Annotated in this window: 19 protein-coding genes, 19 tRNA genes and 3 rRNA genes; 4 read left to right on the forward strand and 37 right to left on the reverse strand. The window is 42.8% G+C overall.

Annotation, left to right across the window (positions count from 1 at the left end):
* Positions 1-19: 19 nt before the first annotated feature.
* Positions 20-2,182: an alpha-galactosidase gene (locus tag HMPREF9188_RS07975; RefSeq protein ID WP_009730527.1), complete on the reverse strand. Its 2,163-nt coding sequence runs from the start codon at positions 2,180-2,182 to the stop codon at positions 20-22.
* 107 nt (positions 2,183-2,289) lie between these two features.
* Between HMPREF9188_RS07975 and HMPREF9188_RS07980 the strand changes: the two genes are divergently transcribed.
* Together HMPREF9188_RS07980 and birA are read left to right on the forward strand one after the other, a co-directional pair.
* A complete protein-coding gene (locus tag HMPREF9188_RS07980; protein WP_009730528.1) occupies positions 2,290-3,150 on the forward strand; it encodes an AraC family transcriptional regulator in 861 nt (286 codons plus the stop codon).
* A complete protein-coding gene (gene birA / locus HMPREF9188_RS07985; protein WP_009730529.1) occupies positions 3,147-4,085 on the forward strand; it encodes a bifunctional biotin--[acetyl-CoA-carboxylase] ligase/biotin operon repressor BirA in 939 nt (312 codons plus the stop codon). Before HMPREF9188_RS07980 ends, birA begins: the two co-directional genes overlap by 4 nt.
* Before the next feature lie 104 nt (positions 4,086-4,189).
* Here the strand turns inward: birA and HMPREF9188_RS07990 are convergent, their stop codons facing one another.
* The 24 genes from HMPREF9188_RS07990 to rlmD form a co-directional block, all read right to left on the reverse strand.
* A complete protein-coding gene (locus HMPREF9188_RS07990) occupies positions 4,190-4,894 on the reverse strand; it encodes a hypothetical protein (RefSeq protein WP_009730530.1) in 705 nt (234 codons plus the stop codon).
* A 141-nt stretch (positions 4,895-5,035) separates the two neighbouring features.
* Positions 5,036-5,123: transfer RNA gene (locus HMPREF9188_RS07995), tRNA-Ser, on the reverse strand.
* A 6-nt stretch (positions 5,124-5,129) separates the two neighbouring features.
* Positions 5,130-5,203, reverse strand: a tRNA-Ile gene (locus HMPREF9188_RS08000).
* Positions 5,204-5,237: 34 nt separating this feature from the next.
* Positions 5,238-5,308: transfer RNA gene (locus HMPREF9188_RS08005), tRNA-Gly, on the reverse strand.
* A 16-nt stretch (positions 5,309-5,324) separates the two neighbouring features.
* Positions 5,325-5,397 (reverse strand) — tRNA-Phe (locus HMPREF9188_RS08010).
* Positions 5,398-5,400: 3 nt separating this feature from the next.
* Positions 5,401-5,474 (reverse strand) — tRNA-Met (locus HMPREF9188_RS08015).
* A 10-nt stretch (positions 5,475-5,484) separates the two neighbouring features.
* Positions 5,485-5,574 (reverse strand) — tRNA-Ser (locus HMPREF9188_RS08020).
* Between the two features lie 11 nt (positions 5,575-5,585).
* Positions 5,586-5,659, reverse strand: a tRNA-Ile gene (locus HMPREF9188_RS08025).
* A 13-nt stretch (positions 5,660-5,672) separates the two neighbouring features.
* Positions 5,673-5,746 (reverse strand) — tRNA-Met (locus HMPREF9188_RS08030).
* A gap of 5 nt (positions 5,747-5,751) precedes the next feature.
* Positions 5,752-5,825, reverse strand: a tRNA-Pro gene (locus tag HMPREF9188_RS08035).
* A 15-nt stretch (positions 5,826-5,840) separates the two neighbouring features.
* Positions 5,841-5,914: transfer RNA gene (locus tag HMPREF9188_RS08040), tRNA-Arg, on the reverse strand.
* A gap of 11 nt (positions 5,915-5,925) precedes the next feature.
* Positions 5,926-6,011: transfer RNA gene (locus HMPREF9188_RS08045), tRNA-Leu, on the reverse strand.
* Between the two features lie 7 nt (positions 6,012-6,018).
* Positions 6,019-6,090: transfer RNA gene (locus HMPREF9188_RS08050), tRNA-Gly, on the reverse strand.
* A gap of 27 nt (positions 6,091-6,117) precedes the next feature.
* Positions 6,118-6,190 (reverse strand) — tRNA-Thr (locus HMPREF9188_RS08055).
* An 11-nt stretch (positions 6,191-6,201) separates the two neighbouring features.
* Positions 6,202-6,283 (reverse strand) — tRNA-Leu (locus tag HMPREF9188_RS08060).
* A 5-nt stretch (positions 6,284-6,288) separates the two neighbouring features.
* Positions 6,289-6,361, reverse strand: a tRNA-Lys gene (locus HMPREF9188_RS08065).
* 24 nt (positions 6,362-6,385) lie between these two features.
* Positions 6,386-6,458, reverse strand: a tRNA-Asp gene (locus HMPREF9188_RS08070).
* 4 nt (positions 6,459-6,462) lie between these two features.
* Positions 6,463-6,535, reverse strand: a tRNA-Val gene (locus HMPREF9188_RS08075).
* Between the two features lie 4 nt (positions 6,536-6,539).
* Positions 6,540-6,655, reverse strand: a 5S ribosomal RNA gene (gene rrf, locus HMPREF9188_RS08080).
* Between the two features lie 76 nt (positions 6,656-6,731).
* Positions 6,732-9,633, reverse strand: a 23S ribosomal RNA gene (locus HMPREF9188_RS08085).
* 122 nt (positions 9,634-9,755) lie between these two features.
* Positions 9,756-9,828: transfer RNA gene (locus HMPREF9188_RS08090), tRNA-Ala, on the reverse strand.
* A 51-nt stretch (positions 9,829-9,879) separates the two neighbouring features.
* Positions 9,880-11,427, reverse strand: a 16S ribosomal RNA gene (locus HMPREF9188_RS08095).
* Together the 16S, 23S and 5S rRNA genes with 19 tRNA genes alongside form the textbook arrangement of a ribosomal RNA operon.
* A 242-nt stretch (positions 11,428-11,669) precedes the next feature.
* Positions 11,670-11,741: transfer RNA gene (locus HMPREF9188_RS08100), tRNA-Glu, on the reverse strand.
* Positions 11,742-11,808: 67 nt separating this feature from the next.
* Positions 11,809-13,170 (reverse strand): 23S rRNA (uracil(1939)-C(5))-methyltransferase RlmD, encoded by a 1,362-nt coding sequence (gene rlmD / locus HMPREF9188_RS08105; protein ID WP_009730531.1) that lies wholly within the window; start codon positions 13,168-13,170, stop codon positions 11,809-11,811.
* Between the two features lie 37 nt (positions 13,171-13,207).
* On the opposite strand from rlmD, the gene recX reads away from it, so the two are divergent.
* Positions 13,208-13,984, forward strand: coding sequence for a recombination regulator RecX (gene recX, locus HMPREF9188_RS08110; protein ID WP_009730532.1), 777 nt, complete (start codon positions 13,208-13,210; stop codon positions 13,982-13,984).
* Between the two features lie 88 nt (positions 13,985-14,072).
* Complete coding sequence (gene ntdP, locus HMPREF9188_RS08115; RefSeq protein ID WP_000775318.1) at positions 14,073-14,606, forward strand: nucleoside tri-diphosphate phosphatase; 534 nt, start codon at positions 14,073-14,075, stop codon at positions 14,604-14,606.
* Positions 14,607-14,675: 69 nt separating this feature from the next.
* On the opposite strand, the gene HMPREF9188_RS08120 is transcribed toward ntdP, so the two are convergent.
* The 12 genes from HMPREF9188_RS08120 to HMPREF9188_RS08175 form a co-directional block, all read right to left on the reverse strand.
* The gene (locus HMPREF9188_RS08120) at positions 14,676-15,443 is read right to left on the reverse strand and encodes an epoxyqueuosine reductase QueH (RefSeq protein ID WP_009730533.1); all 768 of its coding nucleotides are present in this window, start codon (positions 15,441-15,443) and stop codon (positions 14,676-14,678) included.
* Between the two features lie 137 nt (positions 15,444-15,580).
* Positions 15,581-17,203, reverse strand: coding sequence for a chaperonin GroEL (groL, locus tag HMPREF9188_RS08125; RefSeq protein ID WP_009730534.1), 1,623 nt, complete (start codon positions 17,201-17,203; stop codon positions 15,581-15,583).
* A 15-nt stretch (positions 17,204-17,218) separates the two neighbouring features.
* The gene (groES, locus tag HMPREF9188_RS08130) at positions 17,219-17,503 is read right to left on the reverse strand and encodes a co-chaperone GroES (protein WP_009730535.1); all 285 of its coding nucleotides are present in this window, start codon (positions 17,501-17,503) and stop codon (positions 17,219-17,221) included.
* Between the two features lie 155 nt (positions 17,504-17,658).
* The gene (locus HMPREF9188_RS08135) at positions 17,659-18,036 is read right to left on the reverse strand and encodes a single-stranded DNA-binding protein (protein WP_009730536.1); all 378 of its coding nucleotides are present in this window, start codon (positions 18,034-18,036) and stop codon (positions 17,659-17,661) included.
* Positions 18,037-18,075: 39 nt separating this feature from the next.
* Positions 18,076-18,318, reverse strand: coding sequence for a DUF7720 family protein (locus HMPREF9188_RS08140; RefSeq protein ID WP_009730537.1), 243 nt, complete (start codon positions 18,316-18,318; stop codon positions 18,076-18,078).
* 55 nt (positions 18,319-18,373) lie between these two features.
* The gene (locus tag HMPREF9188_RS08145) at positions 18,374-18,985 is read right to left on the reverse strand and encodes an AP2 domain-containing protein (RefSeq protein WP_009730538.1); all 612 of its coding nucleotides are present in this window, start codon (positions 18,983-18,985) and stop codon (positions 18,374-18,376) included.
* A gap of 10 nt (positions 18,986-18,995) precedes the next feature.
* Positions 18,996-19,385: an anti-CRISPR protein AcrIIA3 gene (acrIIA3, locus tag HMPREF9188_RS08150; protein ID WP_009730539.1), complete on the reverse strand. Its 390-nt coding sequence runs from the start codon at positions 19,383-19,385 to the stop codon at positions 18,996-18,998.
* Between the two features lie 149 nt (positions 19,386-19,534).
* On the reverse strand, positions 19,535-19,726 hold the full coding sequence (locus HMPREF9188_RS08155) for a hypothetical protein (protein WP_009730540.1): 192 nt from the start codon (positions 19,724-19,726) through the stop codon (positions 19,535-19,537).
* 82 nt (positions 19,727-19,808) lie between these two features.
* Entirely contained in the window at positions 19,809-20,114 is a 306-nt protein-coding gene (locus HMPREF9188_RS08160) for a hypothetical protein (RefSeq protein WP_009730541.1), read from the reverse strand.
* 322 nt (positions 20,115-20,436) lie between these two features.
* On the reverse strand, positions 20,437-21,303 hold the full coding sequence (locus HMPREF9188_RS10510; protein ID WP_009730542.1) for a CHAP domain-containing protein: 867 nt from the start codon (positions 21,301-21,303) through the stop codon (positions 20,437-20,439).
* The gene (locus HMPREF9188_RS08170) at positions 21,296-21,640 is read right to left on the reverse strand and encodes a phage holin (RefSeq protein WP_009730543.1); all 345 of its coding nucleotides are present in this window, start codon (positions 21,638-21,640) and stop codon (positions 21,296-21,298) included. The genes HMPREF9188_RS10510 and HMPREF9188_RS08170 overlap by 8 nt, the downstream gene beginning before the upstream one ends.
* 3 nt (positions 21,641-21,643) lie before the next feature.
* Entirely contained in the window at positions 21,644-21,943 is a 300-nt protein-coding gene (locus HMPREF9188_RS08175; protein WP_009730544.1) for a hypothetical protein, read from the reverse strand.
* Positions 21,944-21,956: the final 13 nt, after the last annotated feature.

The following is a 21,956-nucleotide window of genomic DNA, read 5'->3' on the forward strand; positions in this document are numbered from 1 at the left end:
ATAAATTTATACGCTTTTATTATAGTCTTTTGAATTTATACTGTCTACTCAAAAAATCTCCTGGTGATAAGGTAACAGTTAAACCTGCATACATGAGCTCTGCACCCGAGTAAACAATGTTTGTCCCTTCCAGCTCATAAAGCCCTTCCACCTCCAAATCTTTCAGTTTCAAGGTGGTTTCCATTGTTTCCACAACTGATAGGACTCGGACGTAGGTTACAATCGTTTGATTTCCATAGTTAAATTGCACAGCTGCTTCATTGGATTCAGCATCGGGATTGATTAACCTATACTGATTTCCCAACTGGACTACTGGTCGCAATTCATTATACAAGTTCACCTGATTAGCAATCTCAGCCTTCTCTTCATCTGATAAACTTGTCAAATCAAGCTCATAGCCCAGATTTCCCATCATTGCCACATGACCGCGAGTTTCCAATGGTGTCATTCGTCCCATCTGATGATTTGGTACTGCTGACACATGAGCCCCCATAGAAATGGTTGGATAGAGATAGGATGAACCGTATTGAATTGGTAAACGTGCAATAGCATCTGTATTATCACTAGCCCAGACCTGTGGGAAATAACGCATCATACCAAGATCATTTCGTCCACCACCACCAGAGCAAGACTCAAAGAGAATATGACTGTGTTTCTCTGTCAGATAAGAAACGAGTTCGTAAAGCCCCAGCATGTACTGATGAGATTGCATCTGGGTTTCCAGATAAACTGAACCATTCCCCAGATTAGTAATATTACGGTTCATATCCCATTTGATGTAGTCAATTTTATGATGAGAGAGGAGTTCATCTAAGACATTTTTCAAATATCCTACTACCTGGGGATTGGCAAGATTAAGTACTAATTGATTTCTAGAATAGGTATGCTCATAACCTGGAACCTGAATGGCCCAGTCAGGATGTTTACGATACAAGTCGCTATCAACAGAAATCATCTCCGGTTCTAACCAAAGCCCAAACTGCAAACCTCTTTCATGGATCGCTGAAATCAGACTTTCTAGACTTCCACCCAATTTTTCCTCATTCACAACCCAATCACCTAAAGCACGATTATCATCAAAGCGATTACCAAACCACCCATCATCTAATACAAAAAGTTCAATACCAACTTTCTTAGCTTCATCAGCTAGTTCTAACAATTTTTCTCTCTGAAAGTCAAAGTAGGTAGCTTCCCAGTTATTAATTAGAATTGGACGCTCTTTTTTAGAAAATTTACTTGGCATAATGTACTTAAGTACAAAATTCTGACTTTCATGACTAATACCAGTTAATCCCTTATCTGAATAGGTCACTAAAGCTACCGGTGTTTCAAAATTTTCCTCAGGATCTAACTTCCAAGAAAAATTTTCTGGATTAATACCAATAGCCACCCGAACTTCATTCAGTTGATTCTTTTGGACAAAAGCTTCGAAGTTTCCACTATACAGTAGTTGCAGAGCAAACACATTCCCAGCATCCTCTGTGGCTCCTTGATCGCATAGTAGAAGAGCTGGTGTTTGAGCATGACCAGAAGCACCACGGTTCGAACTAATCGAAAAGATTCCTTGTTCTACCTGTTGACGTCGAACAGTCTTTTCACGAGCATAAGCACCCTGCAGAGTTACTATTTCGTAAGCTGCAGCAGGAAAATCAGCCATGAAAGAAAAATCTTTATGGATGACAACTTCCTGATTACTATTATTCTCTAATTTACTGTAGCTAGCAATTGTCGCATCATTATCAAAAGCAGTATAATACAAAGTCAGACTAAGTTTAGCTTGAGGATCTTCTAAAATCAAGGCAAGAGTTTCTGTATCATCCATGCTGTGAGGAGAAGGTAAGCCCTGTGGACCATTCTGACCTTTTAAAATCTTTGCTTCTACAAATCGAAAGTCTGTTACTTCAGTTGCATCATGCTGAACCTGTAAGGTTGGTCTTCTGAAATCACCTAAACCATGTTGTCCAAAAATTTGACGTTGCGTATCCAAACTAAAGGTGCGATTAGTAGCTGTTGGATTACCTGAAAAAGCATGATCGCGTTCATAAACACTATTAGAACCTCTATAGTTCTTAATAGTCTTTCCTAAATGTTTTAATAATAAGTACCCATCCCTATTTTCAATAATCAAACTTAAACCTTTACTCTCAACGTAAAATAGATTATTCTCTATCCGAATTCCCATAAATTGTACCTCATCCATTTCTTGATAAAATTTTAGCAAATAAAAGCGCTTTCTAAAATAGAAAAATGTCTCTAAAGTATGGTAAAATGTTAGGTAGGAGGTGGCCCATGCTCGTTTTTTCAGAATACCAGACTGGAACAATTGATCTTTCTCTTAGCTTCTACGGTTATGAAGAATGCACGCCTAACTACTCTTTTGGCCCAGCTATTCGAGATACCTATGTACTACATTACATTACTAAAGGAAAAGGTCAGTTCCATTATAATGGGAAAATTGTTGATTTAAAGACAGGAGATTTCTTTTTACTAAAACCAGATGAATTAACATTCTATCAAGCAGATAGCCAGGATCCTTGGGCTTACTACTGGTTGGGGATCTCCGGAGGGAGGGCACCTGACTACTTTGCTCTATCTCAAATTTCTGACCAATCCTACCTCATCCAGTCAAATAACTGTCATACACAAACAACTGCAAAACTCATCTCAGATATTGTCCGCTTCGCTCAGATTACAAAATCAAATGAATTGGCTCAACTCCACATCATGGGACAACTCCATGAACTAATGTTTCATCTAGGAACTATTGCTCCCAAACAGAAAAAAGAGAATATTTCATCAACCCACCAACTCTATCTTGACTGCAAACAATTAATTGATAGTCACTATCCACAATCGCTCACCATTCAAGATTTAGCTAAAGAGCTATCGGTTCATAGAAGTTACTTAACTAGTGTGTTTAAAGAATTTCACCAACTCTCTCCAAAAGAATATTTACTTTTCGTTCGAATGAACCGTGCTCAACAGTTACTAGAACACACCACTGAAACGATCAAAGTCATTGCGTATTCTGTGGGTTTTTCAGATCCACTACATTTCTCAAAAGCCTACAAGCAGTTTTTCCATAAAACACCTAGTCAAACTCGAAAAGAATACTCTCACTCCCTCTTAGCTAGAAAGGAAAAACAATGAAATCACACCAACTAGTCTACCAAATATTAGCTAGAGAAAACGACTATGTTAGCGGAGAAAAAATCGGAGAAGAACTGAATTTAAGCCGTACATCTATATGGAAAGCGATCCAACGTCTTCAACAAGAAGGCCTAGAAATTGACAGTATCAAAAATAGAGGCTATAAGCTTATTCAAGGCGATCTGATATTGCCTGATTTGATTCAGGAGAACACCAACTTAACCATTCGCTACAAACCTGAGACCAAATCAACCCAAACAGATGCAAAAGAAGGGATTGAGGCTGGAAACAATGGAAATACACTCTATCTTTCAACCTGTCAAACAGCAGGTCGTGGCCGCTTTCAGCGTCCCTACTATTCTCCATCTCAGGGTGGGATCTATATGTCCCTGCATATTCAACCAAACCTTCCCTATGAAAAGCTCCCATCCTATACTCTCCTTGTAGCTGCTGCAGTCTACAAAGCCATTAAAAACCTAACTATGATAGAAGTAGATATCAAATGGGTAAATGACATCTACTTTAAAAATAAAAAGATGGCAGGTATCCTTACCGAAGCGATGACATCAGTTGAGACAGGGGTGGTTACAGATGTCATTATCGGTGTTGGAATCAACTTTGCCATCAGCGATTTTCCCAAAGAGATAAAAGAAAAAGCTGGAAGTCTCTTTACACCACCAGCTCCTATCACACGAAACGAACTAATCTCAGAAATTTGGCGTTGTTTCTACCAAACAGCACCCGAAGAACTACTCTATCTTTATAAAGAACACTCTCTTGTTCTAGGAAGAGAGGTCAGTTTTATCCAAGATCAGACTGAAAAAAAAGGAGTCGCCAAGGACATCTCCGACAAAGGACAACTCCTTATCCAGCTTGATGACCAGACAGAAATCTGGCTCAATAGTGGTGAAATCTCACTCACTAGCTGGACTTAACAAACAGCACTATATGATGTCTAGAATCTCATCTAGCAAGCATATAGTGCTGTTTGAATGTAGAAAGTAACAGATATATAAATAGCTAGCTTCCTATCAACAATTTACAGGTGGATAGCTTTTGAGGCATTCTTTTTATATGCCGTGCTATGTACCAAAGAAGCTCCATAGCAGTGATTCTCATATTCAAGCATAATCAATGGCAACGCAAAAACTTTAACAGCATATAAAAGCAGCCAAAACATAAAGACTTCAGCTTTTATATTCACCAAATTTTTACTAAACATCTCGTACAAGAAGCATGCATTTAAAGCCATATTGAAGAGACTTGCCAACGTTGCTAAGACTATATTGGTTTTCAATTTTGGATGATAATATTTAGCCACATATAAGGCCAATAATGAAATATTATAAAGGCAAATCGGCTGGTAATTTTTCCTATAAATAACCAGCGTCTTACGATTATAGAACAGGAAACCATGAGGTCCACGATGATATTCATTGATCCAGACATGGCTAAGACCTCTAATCTCATCCCAAGCTACAAATAAATCAATTTTTCTTAGATAAATCCCTTTTTTATGAATTGAACATTTCCATTTAAGCAAGAAGGATAGAAGAAAAGTAAGGAGCAAAACTACAACTGTAACAATCCTCAACTCCTCTTGCCCAACAATCAAGGATAGATTTAAAAAGCGAATTTGAGCTTCTGTTGTATCTAAGATCATCGAAATCCCAGTTAAAATCACTACAAATATAAATAGTATAAATCTATAAAAAATACTACAAAATTTTATTCCATTTTTCATATAGAATCACCTAATATCTCAAAATCTTTATTCCTAATAAAGCACTAAACCTAGCAAAGCTGTTGCTATATTAAAAATTTTTACTCACTATTATTTTAAAAGAAATACACACAAAAAAAGAGCTTACTAGCTCTCTAAGTACGGAGAATGGGGGATTCGAACCCCCGCGCCGGTTACCCGACCTAACGATTTAGCAAACCGTCCTCTTCAGCCTCTTGAGTAATTCTCCTATTAATGGGCACGAGTGGACTCGAACCACCGACCTCACGCTTATCAGGCGTGCGCTCTAACCACCTGAGCTACGCGCCCAAGTTAAAAAACTTGGTATTTGAACAAAGTTCAAAGCGGGTGACGAGAATCGAACTCGCGACAACAGCTTGGAAGGCTGTAGTTTTACCACTAAACTACACCCGCTTAATAAAACAAAATATGGCGCGAGACGGAATCGAACCGCCGACACATGGAGCTTCAATCCATTGCTCTACCAACTGAGCTACCGAGCCAAATTGCGGGAGCAGGATTTGAACCTACGACCTTCGGGTTATGAGCCCGACGAGCTACCGAGCTGCTCCATCCCGCGTTAATATAAAAGGAGGATGTGGGATTCGAACCCACGCACGCTTTTACACGCCTGACGGTTTTCAAGACCGTTCCCTTCAGCCGGACTTGGGTAATCCTCCATTATTTACAATGGACCTTGTAGGACTTGAACCTACGACCACTCGGTTATGAGCCGAGAGCTCTAACCAGCTGAGCTAAAGGTCCAACAAGATCATTATAGCGGCGAAGGGGATCGAACCCCCGACCTCCCGGGTATGAACCGGACGCTCTAGCCAGCTGAGCTACACCGCCATGAATCGGGAAGACAGGATTCGAACCTGCGACACCTTGGTCCCAAACCAAGTACTCTACCAAGCTGAGCTACTTCCCGCGTTAAATAAAAAAATGCACCCTAGAGGAGTCGAACCTCTAACCGCCTGATTCGTAGTCAGGTACTCTATCCAGTTGAGCTAAGGGTGCTCATCATTATATGCCGAGGACCGGAATCGAACCGGTACGATCGTTACCAATCGCAGGATTTTAAGTCCTGTGCGTCTGCCAGTTCCGCCACCCCGGCCTCTCTAAGCGAACGACGGGATTCGAACCCGCGACCCCCACCTTGGCAAGGTGGTGTTCTACCACTGAACTACATTCGCATCGACCTCTTATTCTATATAAAAAAATGCCGGCTACATGACTTGAACACGCGACCCTCTGATTACAAATCAGATGCTCTACCAACTGAGCTAAGCCGGCTGCTTTCTATATGCGGGTTAAGGGACTTGAACCCCCACGCCGTTAAGCGCCAGATCCTAAATCTGGTGCGTCTGCCAATTCCGCCAAACCCGCAAATATGACCCGTACTGGGCTCGAACCAGTGACCCATTGATTAAAAGTCAATTGCTCTACCAACTGAGCTAACGAGTCTAAAATAACTTCCGTTATCTTAAACGGTCCCGACGGGAATCGAACCCGCGATCTTCGCCGTGACAGGGCGACGTGATAACCGCTACACTACGGGACCTATATGGGAGTTAACGGGATCGAACCGCTGACCCTCTGCTTGTAAGGCAGATGCTCTCCCAGCTGAGCTAAACTCCCTCGAGCTAAGCGACTTCCATATCTCACAGGGGGCAACCCCCAACTACTTCCGGCGTTCTAGGGCTTAACTACTGTGTTCGGCATGGGTACAGGTGTATCTCCTAGGCTATCGTCACTTAACTCTGAGTAATACCTACTCAAAATTGAATATCTATCAAATAATTAGAAAACCTCACGCTTCGTATCCTCAGTTACTTTGGATAAGTCCTCAAGCTATTAGTATTAGTCCGCTACATGTGTCGCCACACTTCCACTTCTAACCTATCTACCTGATCATCTCTCAGGGCTCTTACTGATATATAATCATGGGAAATCTCATCTTGAGGTGGGTTTCACACTTAGATGCTTTCAGCGTTTATCCCTTCCCTACATAGCTACCCAGCGATGCCTTTGGCAAGACAACTGGTACACCAGCGGTAAGTCCACTCTGGTCCTCTCGTACTAGGAGCAGATCCTCTCAAATTTCCTACGCCCGCGACGGATAGGGACCGAACTGTCTCACGACGTTCTGAACCCAGCTCGCGTGCCGCTTTAATGGGCGAACAGCCCAACCCTTGGGACCGACTACAGCCCCAGGATGCGACGAGCCGACATCGAGGTGCCAAACCTCCCCGTCGATGTGAACTCTTGGGGGAGATAAGCCTGTTATCCCCAGGGTAGCTTTTATCCGTTGAGCGATGGCCCTTCCATACGGAACCACCGGATCACTAAGCCCGACTTTCGTCCCTGCTCGAGTTGTTGCTCTCGCAGTCAAGCTCCCTTATACCTTTACACTCTGCGAATGATTTCCAACCATTCTGAGGGAACCTTTGGGCGCCTCCGTTACCTTTTAGGAGGCGACCGCCCCAGTCAAACTGCCCGTCAGACACTGTCTCCGATAGGGATCACCTATCCGGGTTAGAGTGGCCATAACACAAGGGTAGTATCCCAACAACGTCTCCTTCGAAACTGGCGTCCCGATCTCTTAGACTCCTACCTATCCTGTACATGTGGTACAGACACTCAATATCAAACTGCAGTAAAGCTCCATGGGGTCTTTCCGTCCTGTCGCGGGTAACCTGCATCTTCACAGGTACTAAAATTTCACCGAGTCTCTCGTTGAGACAGTGCCCAAATCATTACGCCTTTCGTGCGGGTCGGAACTTACCCGACAAGGAATTTCGCTACCTTAGGACCGTTATAGTTACGGCCGCCGTTTACTGGGGCTTCAATTCATACCTTCGAGTTACCTCTAAGCACTCCTCTTAACCTTCCAGCACCGGGCAGGCGTCACCCCCTATACATCATCTTACGATTTAGCAGAGAGCTGTGTTTTTGATAAACAGTTGCTTGGGCCTATTCACTGCGGCTGACGTAAAGTCAGCACCCCTTCTCCCGAAGTTACGGGGTCATTTTGCCGAGTTCCTTAACGAGAGTTCTCTCGCTCACCTGAGGCTACTCGCCTCGACTACCTGTGTCGGTTTGCGGTACGGGTAGAGTATGTTTAACGCTAGAAGCTTTTCTTGGCAGTGTGACGTCACTAACTTCGCTACTAAACTTCGCTCCCCATCACAGCTCAATGTTATAGAATTAAGCATTTGACTCAATTCACACCTCACTGCTTAGACAGACACTTCCATTCGTCTGCTTTAGTTAGCCTACTGCGTCCCTCCATCACTACATACTCTAGTACAGGAATATCAACCTGTTGTCCATCGGATACACCTTTCGGTCTCTCCTTAGGTCCCGACTAACCCAGGGCGGACGAGCCTTCCCCTGGAAACCTTAGTCTTACGGTGGACAGGATTCTCACCTGTCTTTCGCTACTCATACCGGCATTCTCACTTCTATGCGTTCCAGCGCTCCTCACGGTACACCTTCTCCACACATAGAACGCTCTCCTACCATACCTATAAAGGTATCCACAGCTTCGGTAAATTGTTTTAGCCCCGGTACATTTTCGGCGCAGGGTCACTCGACTAGTGAGCTATTACGCACTCTTTGAATGAATAGCTGCTTCTAAGCTAACATCCTAGTTGTCTGTGCAACCCCACATCCTTTTCCACTTAACAATTATTTTGGGACCTTAGCTGGTGGTCTGGGCTGTTTCCCTTTCGACTACGGATCTTAGCACTCGCAGTCTGACTGCCGACCATAATTCTTTGGCATTCGGAGTTTATCTGAGATTGGTAATCCGGGATGGACCCCTCACCCAAACAGTGCTCTACCTCCAAGAATCTTTATGTCGACGCTAGCCCTAAAGCTATTTCGGAGAGAACCAGCTATCTCCAAGTTCGTTTGGAATTTCTCCGCTACCCACAAGTCATCCAAGCACTTTTCAACGTGCCCTGGTTCGGTCCTCCAGTGCGTCTTACCGCACCTTCAACCTGCTCATGGGTAGGTCACATGGTTTCGGGTCTACGACATGATACTAATGCGCCCTATTCAGACTCGGTTTCCCTACGGCTCCGTCTCTTCAACTTAACCTCGCATCATATCGTAACTCGCCGGTTCATTCTACAAAAGGCACGCTCTCACCCATTAACGGGCTCGAACTTGTTGTAGGCACACGGTTTCAGGTTCTATTTCACTCCCCTCCCGGGGTGCTTTTCACCTTTCCCTCACGGTACTGGTTCACTATCGGTCACTAGGGAGTATTTAGGGTTGGGAGATGGTCCTCCCAGATTCCGACGGGATTTCTCGTGTCCCGCCGTACTCAGGATACTGCTAGGTACAAAGACTATTTTAAATACGAGGCTCTTACTCTCTTTGGCTGATTTTCCCAAATCATTCTTCTATAATCTTTGAGTCCACTTTGCAGTCCTACAACCCCGAAGAGTAAACTCTTCGGTTTGCCCTCCTGCCGTTTCGCTCGCCGCTACTAAGGCAATCGCTTTTGCTTTCTCTTCCTGCAGCTACTTAGATGTTTCAGTTCACTGCGTCTTCCTCCTCATATCCTTAACAGATATGGGTAACAGGTAGTACCTGTTGGGTTCCCCCATTCGGAAATCCCTGGATCATCGCTTACTTACAGCTACCCAAGGCATATCGTCGTTTGTCACGTCCTTCTTCGGCTCCTAGTGCCAAGGCATCCACCGTGCGCCCTTATTAACTTAACCTTATTTTCTGACCTTTCAGTCATAAACTCTTTTAATACTACAGCGTTTCGGTTTATTTTCTTGTTACTATTTGATATAGATATTCAATTTTCAATGTGCATTACTTGGTGATCTCTCACCAATGGAGCCTAGCGGGATCGAACCGCTGACCTCCTGCGTGCAAAGCAGGCGCTCTCCCAGCTGAGCTAAGGCCCCACAAGACCTCTCAAGACTAAACAAGACCAATGCGCAGTTCCTTATCCTTAGAAAGGAGGTGATCCAGCCGCACCTTCCGATACGGCTACCTTGTTACGACTTCACCCCAATCATCTATCCCACCTTAGGCGGCTGGCTCCTTACGGTTACCTCACCGACTTCGGGTGTTACAAACTCTCGTGGTGTGACGGGCGGTGTGTACAAGGCCCGGGAACGTATTCACCGCGGCGTGCTGATCCGCGATTACTAGCGATTCCGACTTCATGTAGGCGAGTTGCAGCCTACAATCCGAACTGAGACTGGCTTTAAGAGATTAGCTTACCGTCACCGGCTTGCGACTCGTTGTACCAGCCATTGTAGCACGTGTGTAGCCCAGGTCATAAGGGGCATGATGATTTGACGTCATCCCCACCTTCCTCCGGTTTATTACCGGCAGTCTCGCTAGAGTGCCCAACTAAATGATGGCAACTAACAATAGGGGTTGCGCTCGTTGCGGGACTTAACCCAACATCTCACGACACGAGCTGACGACAACCATGCACCACCTGTCACCTCTGTCCCGAAGGAAAACTCTATCTCTAGAGCGGTCAGAGGGATGTCAAGACCTGGTAAGGTTCTTCGCGTTGCTTCGAATTAAACCACATGCTCCACCGCTTGTGCGGGCCCCCGTCAATTCCTTTGAGTTTCAACCTTGCGGTCGTACTCCCCAGGCGGAGTGCTTAATGCGTTAGCTGCGGCACTAAACCCCGGAAAGGGTCTAACACCTAGCACTCATCGTTTACGGCGTGGACTACCAGGGTATCTAATCCTGTTTGCTCCCCACGCTTTCGAGCCTCAGCGTCAGTTACAAGCCAGAGAGCCGCTTTCGCCACCGGTGTTCCTCCATATATCTACGCATTTCACCGCTACACATGGAATTCCACTCTCCCCTCTTGCACTCAAGTTAAACAGTTTCCAAAGCGTACTATGGTTAAGCCACAGCCTTTAACTTCAGACTTATCTAACCGCCTGCGCTCGCTTTACGCCCAATAAATCCGGACAACGCTCGGGACCTACGTATTACCGCGGCTGCTGGCACGTAGTTAGCCGTCCCTTTCTGGTAAGATACCGTCACAGTGTGAACTTTCCACTCTCACACTCGTTCTTCTCTTACAACAGAGCTTTACGATCCGAAAACCTTCTTCACTCACGCGGCGTTGCTCGGTCAGACTTCCGTCCATTGCCGAAGATTCCCTACTGCTGCCTCCCGTAGGAGTCTGGGCCGTGTCTCAGTCCCAGTGTGGCCGATCACCCTCTCAGGTCGGCTATGTATCGTCGCCTTGGTGAGCCGTTACCCCACCAACTAGCTAATACAACGCAGGTCCATCTGGTAGTGATGCATTTGCACCTTTCAATGGATTATCATGCGATAATCCATTTTATGCGGTATTAGCTATCGTTTCCAATAGTTATCCCCCGCTACCAGGCAGGTTACCTACGCGTTACTCACCCGTTCGCAACTCATCCGCTCGGTGCAAGCACCAAGCTTCAGCGTTCTACTTGCATGTATTAGGCACGCCGCCAGCGTTCGTCCTGAGCCAGGATCAAACTCTCATTAAAAGTTTGAGTTCTCACTCATTTCTGTCACTGACAGATTTATTGTTTTTTCATTGTTCAGTACTATAACCTTAGTTATAGTGCCCTGCACATTGGTTCGTCTTGTTCAGTTTTCAAAGGTCTTTGTCACTCAATCTCTCTCAAGCGACAACTATATTAGTATATCACAGCTGCTCTCGCTTGTCAACACTTTTTTGAAACTTTTTTGAACTTTTTTCATCAAGTGTTCCATCCGCAACATACCATAGTCCGTACGGGATTCGAACCCGTGTTACCGCCGTGAAAAGGCGGTGTCTTAACCCCTTGACCAACGGACCTTGAGCTTTTCAACTCTTTCTATTATACCTACTTTTTTACCTTTGTCAAGAACTTTTTTCAATGAAGTTAATTTTTTATTTTCTTCACTAACTTAACAACTGCTTCTGTCCGTGCAGTGTGGGGAAACATATCGACCGACTGGATATACTGGAGATCATAGACTTTTACTAGTTTAACCAAATCTCGTGCCAAGGTCGAAACATTGCAGGATACATAGACCATTTTTTCTGGAACATAGCTCAGAATGGTATCCAACAGCTTATCATCTAAGCCTGTACGAGGAGGATCGACTATCAAGGCATCTGCTCGGTAGCCATCTTGATACCAGCGTGGAATAATCTCTTCTGCTGTTCCCGCTTCGTAATGGGTATTGTCAAATCCCATTTTTTTAGCATTTCGCTTGGCGTCTTCAATGGCTTCTGGAATAATATCCATTCCTCTGAGACTCTTGACCTTATTTGCGAAGGCAAATCCGATCGTCCCGACACCACAATAGGCATCAATCAGATGGTCTTCTTCACTAATATCCAGGGCCTTAACTGCTTCACTATAGAGTATTTCTGTTTGCTCCGGATTGAGCTGATAGAAGGCACGGGGTGAGAGAGAAAACTCATAGTCGAGTACTCCTTCTTGAATGCTCTCTTGGCCCCAGATAATTTCTGTCTTCTCACCATAGATTTCACTTGTGTTTGCTGTATTTGTATTGACAGCAACTGTGACGACTTCTGGAAAATCATTAACTAGGTCTTTGACTAGTTGATTCAAATTAAGCTGGCGATTTGTGACGATGATAATCTGGACTTGTCCAGTTTTTCTCGCTCGACGTACCATGATGGTGCGAACACCTTGCGTTTTTCTCTCATCGGTGATGGGGATTTGATGGTAAGTGAGAAGCTCAGCTAGGCGATTCGCAATCACTTGGGTTTCCTTATCTTGCACCAAACAGTCTTTCAACTCTACGAGATAATGTGAGTTTTGCGCATACAAACCTGCCTTGACCTGATTTTTAAATTTCCGAGTCTGAAATTGCAACTTAGCACGGTAGTACTTTGGTTCCTGCATTCCGATAGTTGGACGAATTTCATAGTTTTCATATCCCGCAGGAGCAAATTTTTTCAGGGCTTGATGGAGCAGATCCGTTTTGAACTCTAACTGTTTATCATAGTGGAGGTGCATGATTTGGCAACCACCACATTCATTGTAAATGGTACAAGCTGGCACGACTCGAAATTTCGACTTCTTATTAACTTTTAGTAATTTGGCTTCAACAAAGTTACGTTTAATAGAAGTAATCTGACAATAGACATCTTCTCCTTTGAGGGCGCCTGGCACAAAAACGAGGGTTTTCTGGTAGAAACCGATTCCCTCACCATTGATGCCCATCCGCTTGATTTTTAAAGGTATTTTTTGTTTGACTTTCAGATTCATACCCCTATCTTATCACATTTTAGGGTATAATAGAACTATGAAAATCACAAAACTTGAAAAGAAAAAACGCCTCTACTTGATGGAACTAGATGGACAGCAAACCTCTTATATCACGGAAGATACCATTGTCCATTTTATGTTGTCTAAAGATAAGGTCATTAGCACGGAAGAATTAATCGAGATACAGGGCTTTGCTCAGTTTTCTTATGGTAAGAACCTCGCTCTCTACCATTTATCCTTCAAGGCTCGTACTGAAAAGGAAGTGCGAGAGTACCTGAAAAAGTATGATATTGACGAAAAAATCACTAGTCAAGTTATCGCTAACCTTAAAGAAGATAACTGGATTAATGATCGTCAGTATGCCTACTCTATCATCAATGCCAATCAATTTTCTGGAGATAAGGGACCTTATGTGCTAGCTCAAAAACTGTCTCAAAAAGGGATTGCCAAATCAACTATTGAAGAGGTTTTAAAGGATTTTGATTTTTCAGAGGTTGCTCAACGTGTTGCAGAAAAACTGCTTAAAAAATACAAAGGAAAGCTTCCTGCTCGTGCCTTGCAAGATAAGATCATTCAAAGCTTGACAAACAAAGGCTTCTCCTATTCTGACGCTAAAAATGCCTTTGACGACTTGGATAGTAAAGTCGACCAAGAAACGACTCAAGAACTCATTTTCAAAGAGTTAGACAAACAATATACTAAATACGCTCGCAAATATGAAGGTTACGAACTAAAGCAACGTTTAACTCAAGTTTTGGCTAGAAAGGGCTATGATTTTTCGGATATAGCAAGCGCCCTCAGAGAATATCTTTAACATTTTCATGTAAAATTCAAAAAAATTAGACCAATTTATGATATAATAGCAGATGATAAACTTATAAATTGTAGAAAGTTGGTTAGTTATGAAACTTCCAAAAGAAGGCGACTTTATTACAATTCAAAGTTATAAGCATGATGGGAGTCTTCACCGTACTTGGCGGGACACCATGGTACTAAAAACAACAGAGAACGCTATTATCGGCGTCAACGACCACACACTTGTTACCGAAAGTGACGGTCGTCGTTGGGTAACTCGAGAACCGGCTATTGTTTACTTTCACAAAAAATATTGGTTTAATATCATTGCTATGATTCGTGATAATGGGATTTCCTACTATTGCAATATGGCTAGCCCCTACTATCTAGATGAGGAAGCCCTGAAATACATTGATTATGATTTGGATGTCAAGGTCTTCACTGATGGTGAAAAGCGTCTCTTGGACGTTGAAGAGTATGAACGCCATAAACGCAAAATGAAGTATTCTGATGATTTAGACTATATTTTGAAAGAGCATGTGAAAATCCTTGTTGATTGGATTAACAATGGACGCGGTCCTTTCTCAGAGGCCTATGTCAACATTTGGTACAAACGCTACATAGAACTAAAGAATCGGTAAAGTTGTCAAACCGGGGTGAGAGCCCTGGTTTTTTATTTGAAAAACCCAGCCTGGAAGCTGGGTTAATTGCTATATATCTAATTTAGTGACAGTAAACTTGATATGAGAATAGTCTTTTTCAACATCCTTATCCAGCAAAAAAGCTGTGGCATTCTTCTTAACCTGAACAAGATCAATGTTCTGAGCTTGAGCCGCATAGACGCATCCACAATAACATTGACGGTAGATATCATACTCCTCGCACATCTCCACCGAGCGCTTATAGCCTTGATTTTTCTTGAAATCACTTGGAAGATAGTGGGTTGTATAAATCTTTTGCACATCAATTCCGATACTGTTGATGGTTTGAGAATTCTTATGGGGACTGATGGTCAAAGCTGAACCAAAGTAGTCAAAGCCCAAGTCCATAGCTACCTGTGCTGTTTTATCCAAACGGTAGTCAAAACAAACCTTGCAACGGTCACCACCCTCGGGTTCTTCTTCCAGTCCTCTGACTAACTTCCGGTATTCATTGGGTTCATATGGGGCTTCTAAATACTGGACCGTATTTCCTGTTCGCTCATTGAAATCACTGACAAATTTCTTGGTGACGTAAGCTCGCTTGTGGTATTCTGCCTTGGGATGGATATTGGAATTGGCAAAATAGATAGTCACATCAGCGTATTTTGTCAGGTATTCTAGGGTATAGGTACTACAAGGAGCACAGCAAACATGCATGAGAATAGTGGGACGTTGCTCATTTTTCTCCCAAACCTGAACCATTTTCTGCATAACACGGTCATAATTAATCTTCTGATTGGGATTCATCTTGCTCAGAATTTCTTCTACATCGATCATGTTCTTCTCCTTTTACTATTAGTTATTTTACCATATATCACCAACCAGCTCAAATCTATTTTTGAAACGGAGACTAAAAAAGGAGGGATACCTATCCCCTCCTTTTTTATTTTTATTGAATGGCTTGATCTGAAACCTTACATCATCCCGCCCATCATGCTTGGGTCCATTGCTGGAGCTGGGGCTGCTGGTTCTGGTTTATTGGCTACGACTGCTTCTGTTGTTAAAATCAAGCTAGCCACAGAGGCTGCATTTTGTAGGGCTGAACGACTTACTTTAACTGGGTCGATGATTCCTTCTTCAATCATATTAACCCACTCACCAGTTGCTGCATTGAAGCCTGTACCAAGCTCAGCATTCTTCAAGCGATCGATGACGATAGACCCTTCGAATCCTGCATTGTGGGCGATTTGACGAACAGGTTCTTCCAAGGCACGGAGAACAATACTACGTCCTGTTGCTTCATCGCCTGTCAATTCCAAGGCAGCAACAGCTGGAATCACGTTGGCAAGAGCTGTTCCACCACCAGCAACGATTCCTTCCTCAACGGCTGCACGAGTAGCGTTAAGGGCGTCTTCAATGCGGAGTTTCATTTCCTTCAACTCAGTTTCAGTTGCAGCACCGACCTTGATAACTGCGACACCACCTGACAATTTAGCCAAGCGTTCTTGGAGTTTTTCACGGTCGAATTCAGAAGTTGTGGTTTCGATTTGTGACTTGATAACTGCAACACGGTGGGAAATGGCTTCAGGATTGCCAGCACCTTCTACGATAACCGTGCTGTCTTTGTCCACAGTCACTCTAGCGGCTTGACCAAGCGCTTCAATCGTCGCGTCTTTCAACTCAAGACCAAGATCTTCTGTGATGACAGTTCCGCCTGTCAAGATAGCGATGTCTTCAAGCATGGCTTTACGACGGTCACCAAAGCCAGGAGCTTTGACAGCAACGACATTGAAAGTTCCTCGAATCTTGTTCAATACAAGAGTCGGAAGAGCTTCGCCATCCACATCATCCGCAATAATCAAGAGCGGACGGTTGCTTTGAAGAATGCTTTCTAGGAGTGGCAAGATTTCTTGGATATTTGAAATCTTCTTATCAGTAATCAAAATGTATGGATTTTCGAGGTCCGCCACCATTTTTTCGCTATCTGTCACCATGTACTGTGATAGGTAACCGCGGTCAAACTGCATTCCTTCCACGACTTCAAGCTCTGTTTCCATACCACGTGATTCTTCAATAGTGATGACACCATCTTTGCCAACTTTTTCCATAGCTTCAGAGATGTATTCACCAACTTTCTCAGAACGAGAAGATACAGCAGCAACCTGAGCGATGGCTTCTTTATTAGCAACTGGAATGGCATTGTTTTTCAAGGCTTCTACAGCTGCGGCAACCGCTGCTTCAATCCCACGACGAATGCCGATTGGATTAGCACCTGCAGTAACGTTTTTGATTCCTTCGCGGACGATAGCTTGGGTCAAGACAGTTGCAGTTGTGGTTCCATCACCTGCGATATCATTGGTTTTCGAAGCGACTTCTGATACCAATTTAGCACCCATATTTTCAAAATGGTCTTCTAATTCAATTTCTTTGGCAATGGTCACACCGTCATTGGTGATGAGTGGTGAACCGAATGATTTTTCCAACACAACGTTACGACCTTTTGGTCCCAAGGTTACTTTAACAGTGTCTGCAAGGATATCGACACCACGGACCATAGCTGAACGAGCATCAGATGAAAATTTAATTTCTTTTGACATACTTACTTTCTCCTTCTATTCTTCAATGATTGCCAAGATGTTAGCTTCTCCTACGATGATATACTTTTCATCGCCATCTTTGACATCAATACCAGCGTGGGCTTCAACTAAGACACGGTCTCCAGCCTTAACGCTTGGAGCAACCAAGTCACCATTCAAAGTACGAACACCTTGTCCAGTAGCTACAACACGAGCTGTTTTTGTTTTTTCTTGGGCTGAGCCTGCAAGGACAAAGCCACCAACAGTTTGTTCTTTTTCTTCGATTTTCAAGACCACACGGTCTCCTAATGGTTTCAACATTTGCTTTCCTCCATAATGAGATAGATATTGTTAGCACTCTTTATACCCGAGTGCTAATCCATAGTTCTATTGTATCACTTGGTCAGAAATAGTCAAGAAAAAAGTCTGACTTTCTCAAGATAAAAAGCCTGAGACCAACTCAGACTTTTCACTACTTAAAATGGCAATTCCTCCTCTTCCAAAACCAAATCTGCCAAATCCTGTCCGGCATTATTTTCACGCATGGCTCGTTGGGCACGACTTTCCAAAAGTTGGAATCCTGTCACAAGAACTTCAGTCACATAGTTCATCTGGCCATTTTTCTCAAAGCGACGGGTACGAAGTTCTCCATCCACAGAGATAAGACTACCTTTAGTTGCGTAGCTTGCCAAGGTTTCAGCCAATTTTCCCCAAAGAACAAGATTGACAAAATCAGCTTCGCGTTCCCCATTCTGGTCTTTGTAACGACGGTTCACAGCGATCGTTGCGCGCGCTACTGACTTGTCATTGTTGGTTTTGTGCAATTCTGGTGTAGACGTCAAACGCCCAATCATGATTAGTTAGAGTAAAATACATAAAAAATATTTTCACAGTCATGCAATTTCTCTCTCCATCTCATACATCCTTACTGAATGCAGCACGAGATCCCGATACTTCCAGGTAGTGACCAGATATTCAATCACTTTGTCATCTTCGATTTCAAAATCAAAGAGCAGCAACAACTTGACCGTGTACTCATTTTTCAAAATTGGGACAGTGTAAGTCACATCTACCCAATGCTCAAAACCTAAATCTGTTTGCTCTATGCTCGCAAGTTCAATCTTCAAAATGTTCATATTTCTTCCTCCTACTTATCTATTCGTAAAAAAAAGAAAAAAACAGTGAAAAAAATCACTGTTTTTGTTTATATCCATATTCGATTTCAGCTTCATGGCGCATTTTCGCAGCCTCTTCAAGTGATGAGGTGCTACCTAAATACTTTGGCTTCTTATCAACATTTATAAATACTTGATACCTATTTTTTCGTTTGTTGAAATAGACCCCTCGCACTCCAGTCGTACTTTTTGCAGTTGGCTTATTGGTTTTTAACGATTCAGGATCGCTGATTTCAGCCATTCGCTCTTTCGTACTACGATTATGCTTGCAACCGCAACTAAGATACCTGGCAATCTGATTGCTTTGTAATTCGACGTGATTTCCGCAATGTTTGCAGATACAATTCCAATAGACGCGCTGATTTTTCGAGCGCGCTCTATCAATGATTTTGAAATTATCTGTTTCAGTATTCGTCAAATCCTTGAAGCGCTCATGCTTCTTCTCATCATTCAAGCAACCACAAGATCTAATTCTCCCTTTTTTTAAGTGGTCTCCTTGAACGAAAGTAACTCGTCCGCATTCACAAAGACAATGCCAGAGAACTCTCCCTCTGCTAGTTCTTTTCCCAACATCACCAAGAACGGTCAGACGACCGAAACGTTGGTTTGTTAAATCATCTTTTACCATATCTTGCTCTCTATGCTGCTACTTCCATGTGCAATTTTACCGCACGCATAGCTAGTGACCACACGCTAGTTCCTGGCCAAGCTTCTTTTTCCATGCCTTCAACATTTGTTATTTTTGTGTAAGCGTCCATTTCAAACGCAACACCCAATTTCTTGCAGGCCCAGTCCCACGCTTTGACTTCTTCAGATGTTTCAGCGTCAGCATATTTTTGGTTAACACGTTCAACCACTTCTTTTTCATGTGCCCAAGCTTCTTTCAAGCAGTCAGCAAATGAAGCATATTCGAAGTATTCACGACCAGAAAAGTCTGCATATTCAAAGTCACAGATTTGGTAGTTACGGTTAAACATTTCCCAAGCTTCTTTCATGATTCCTGATTTGTCATAAGCTACTTTTTTCATCTTTGTTTTCCTCTTTTTTGTTTTATTTATCTTACAAGTATAGTATATAACATTTGTTATATATTGTCAATAGAAAATACAAAGAAATTTAAAGTTTTTTATTTTAGAAAGTACTTTCAAGAAAATAAAGAAGCCCTGAAATAGGCTTTTTAAGGTGTTTTCTGCATTTGGTTCGCAAGTTCAGTTAATTTGTGACCAGTCTCGATTGTGAGATTCTCAATGCTTCTTTTTTTATTGATTAAAGCTGAAATTGTTGGTTGAGCAACTCCGCTCATTTTTGAAATCTGATAACCACTGGCATTTTTCAAAAGCCACTCGATTTGCTTTGTATCTACTTTCATGTTATACTCTTTCTAAGGCTGGTTACTCTGCCAGCCGTTTTATCTTACAAACCCCCTCATTTTTGAGGGGGTATTTTTATTGTTATTTGCCAAATCTCGCTACGAAAAGTCTGTGATATAATTCGATATCATCTCTTGTAACATCAAGCAATTTTCCGTGTGATTTCTTCACGTCAACATATTTAGCAAGTTCTTCCACATCACGCATATTGCTGATGTCATATCCTGCACGCAATAGACCATAAAGCGCTTCGTGAATTTCTCTTAAATTATTATCTTTGAAATCATATAATCTTTTAGAGAGATTAAACATTTTTGATGAAGTACCAGTTTCGTTGCGAATCGCGTTTGTCCAGCGTTGCCCAAGAATCATGTGTCCGTTTTTCATTGTAAGTTCCTCCGTTTTTTGTTTTATTTATCTTACAAGTATAGTATATAACATTTGTTATATACTGTCAACACTTTTCTTTAACTTTTTTTAATTTTTTAAAAATATTTTTCCTAAACAAAAAAATGCGCCCGAATCGGGCGCCACCTCCTAAAGAGGTTGTGTGCGGTTGAACCTTATTCTTACTAATCAAGAACTAAAATACAACTCGAATGCATTATAACATGATTTTTAAAAAAGAGCAAACAAAAAAACCGCAAGCTATTGCCTGCGGTTACAATTCGAACAATATTTTAGAAATTTTCCTTTCTTTATTTAAAATTTATTTTGTAGTGATGAGCCCATCTGGCTCAATGTTAAAGCTTTCTTTTTCGGCCAAGCGACCATCTTCAAGCATGAGGTAGTATCCGCCATTGTAAGGTACAAATGTGTTTGATACCATGTCTCCATTTTCCGAATTGAGGTAATACCATTTTTCGTAGTATTTAACCCATCCAGTTTGCATGGCACCGTCTGCATTGAAGTAGTACCACTTGCCGTTGATTTTTTTCCAGCCTGTGTTGGCCATGTACCCGTCCTTGTCGAACCAGTACCAATAGCCGTCTGTGTGATGTAGCCATTGATTCGCATACATATAGCCGTTCTCGTCGAAATAGAACCAGTTCCAATCTACCGCCTCAAATTTAGCAGTTGGATATGAGCCATCTTTGCGACGCCACCACCAGCCAGTATCATCATGCTTCCATCCTGATTCATCCTCTTCAGGTGGCACGATATACCCCACAATAGAATCAACAGAGCGCTCGTTGTAGCGACAAGGGCCGCCGACTTCTAGATAGTCCCAGTTGCCGTCAATATTCTGCTCAATCGTCTTGATTGTAGAACCGTCTGAGTCTTCATAGACAAGACCAGTGTGACCATAATTCACTCCATCGCCCGCCACGAAGTTCTTAACGAAGAACCACCCAGCCTTTGGATGTTGTGCACCATAAACGACTTGCAAGCCTGCAGCTTCTGCAGAGCGTAGCAAGTCAATAGCGTTACCCCATAGGCGGATTCCGAAATATTTATAGATGCCGTAGCACGTCACATCGGCGCATTGGTAGCCATACATCCCATCGTAGTCTACCCCGGCCCCTGCATCCGCATGAGCGATTAGGTCGTTAATCATATCTTGTTTTTTAGACATTTGCATCGTCTCCTTTCCACGCATCATTCATCTGCTTAACTGCAGATTCGACAAATGTGTTCAAATCCTTGTCAGTCATGCTGATGTTGTACTTACTTAGCTCTGCACGAATTTTAGTTCGTGCCTGCTCCAGCTTCTCCTCGCCCTTATAGCCAGTTTCAGAAGCGACCTGCTCAACGGCATTGACAGCATTTTTGGCCAAGATTTCTACAATCTTGATAGTCTTCTCTCCGCCTTTCTTAATCAAAAAATCTTTGATAGATTTAACTGCTACTCCTGCCAAAATGGTCAAGATTCCAGTAGCTGATGCTACGATGATTTCAGTAATTTGTTGCATGTGTTATTCTCCTTTTTCGATTTCGTCCATGCGGTCGTTCATGCGGACCATTTCTTTTTGAATGTCACCGACCGTATGTGTAATTGTCGTTAATTCTGTAGTGGTTTTTTCAAGATGAGTCATCAAACGCTCTTCTCGTCTGTTAGAGTCAGCCTTTGATTGCTCGTGCAAATCCATAATCTTCTTCTCTCGCTTATCCGAAGTCTTGATAAGATATTGAATGATAATAAAGAAAAGTAAGATAAACAAAATCGCCCAAGCTACCTGACTTTGAGCGATTTTTTCAGCTTCTTCAATCGGCATACACACTCCTTTC

This window comes from Streptococcus sp. F0441, assembly GCF_000314775.2.
Lineage (GTDB): Bacteria > Bacillota > Bacilli > Lactobacillales > Streptococcaceae > Streptococcus.

Coding starts and splice junctions, on each gene's coding strand:
- HMPREF9188_RS07975 (WP_009730527.1), bottom strand. CDS start 2,182: ATGGGAATTCGGATAGAGAATAATCTATTTTACGTTGAGAGTAAAGGT.
- HMPREF9188_RS07980 (WP_009730528.1), top strand. CDS start 2,290: ATGCTCGTTTTTTCAGAATACCAGACTGGAACAATTGATCTTTCTCTT.
- birA (WP_009730529.1), top strand. CDS start 3,147: ATGAAATCACACCAACTAGTCTACCAAATATTAGCTAGAGAAAACGAC.
- HMPREF9188_RS07990 (WP_009730530.1), bottom strand. CDS start 4,894: ATGAAAAATGGAATAAAATTTTGTAGTATTTTTTATAGATTTATACTA.
- rlmD (WP_009730531.1), bottom strand. CDS start 13,170: ATGAATCTGAAAGTCAAACAAAAAATACCTTTAAAAATCAAGCGGATG.
- recX (WP_009730532.1), top strand. CDS start 13,208: ATGAAAATCACAAAACTTGAAAAGAAAAAACGCCTCTACTTGATGGAA.
- ntdP (WP_000775318.1), top strand. CDS start 14,073: ATGAAACTTCCAAAAGAAGGCGACTTTATTACAATTCAAAGTTATAAG.
- HMPREF9188_RS08120 (WP_009730533.1), bottom strand. CDS start 15,443: ATGATCGATGTAGAAGAAATTCTGAGCAAGATGAATCCCAATCAGAAG.
- groL (WP_009730534.1), bottom strand. CDS start 17,203: ATGTCAAAAGAAATTAAATTTTCATCTGATGCTCGTTCAGCTATGGTC.
- groES (WP_009730535.1), bottom strand. CDS start 17,503: ATGTTGAAACCATTAGGAGACCGTGTGGTCTTGAAAATCGAAGAAAAA.
- HMPREF9188_RS08135 (WP_009730536.1), bottom strand. CDS start 18,036: ATGATTGGGCGTTTGACGTCTACACCAGAATTGCACAAAACCAACAAT.
- HMPREF9188_RS08140 (WP_009730537.1), bottom strand. CDS start 18,318: ATGAACATTTTGAAGATTGAACTTGCGAGCATAGAGCAAACAGATTTA.
- HMPREF9188_RS08145 (WP_009730538.1), bottom strand. CDS start 18,985: ATGGTAAAAGATGATTTAACAAACCAACGTTTCGGTCGTCTGACCGTT.
- acrIIA3 (WP_009730539.1), bottom strand. CDS start 19,385: ATGAAAAAAGTAGCTTATGACAAATCAGGAATCATGAAAGAAGCTTGG.
- HMPREF9188_RS08155 (WP_009730540.1), bottom strand. CDS start 19,726: ATGAAAGTAGATACAAAGCAAATCGAGTGGCTTTTGAAAAATGCCAGT.
- HMPREF9188_RS08160 (WP_009730541.1), bottom strand. CDS start 20,114: ATGAAAAACGGACACATGATTCTTGGGCAACGCTGGACAAACGCGATT.
- HMPREF9188_RS10510 (WP_009730542.1), bottom strand. CDS start 21,303: ATGTCTAAAAAACAAGATATGATTAACGACCTAATCGCTCATGCGGAT.
- HMPREF9188_RS08170 (WP_009730543.1), bottom strand. CDS start 21,640: ATGCAACAAATTACTGAAATCATCGTAGCATCAGCTACTGGAATCTTG.
- HMPREF9188_RS08175 (WP_009730544.1), bottom strand. CDS start 21,943: ATGCCGATTGAAGAAGCTGAAAAAATCGCTCAAAGTCAGGTAGCTTGG.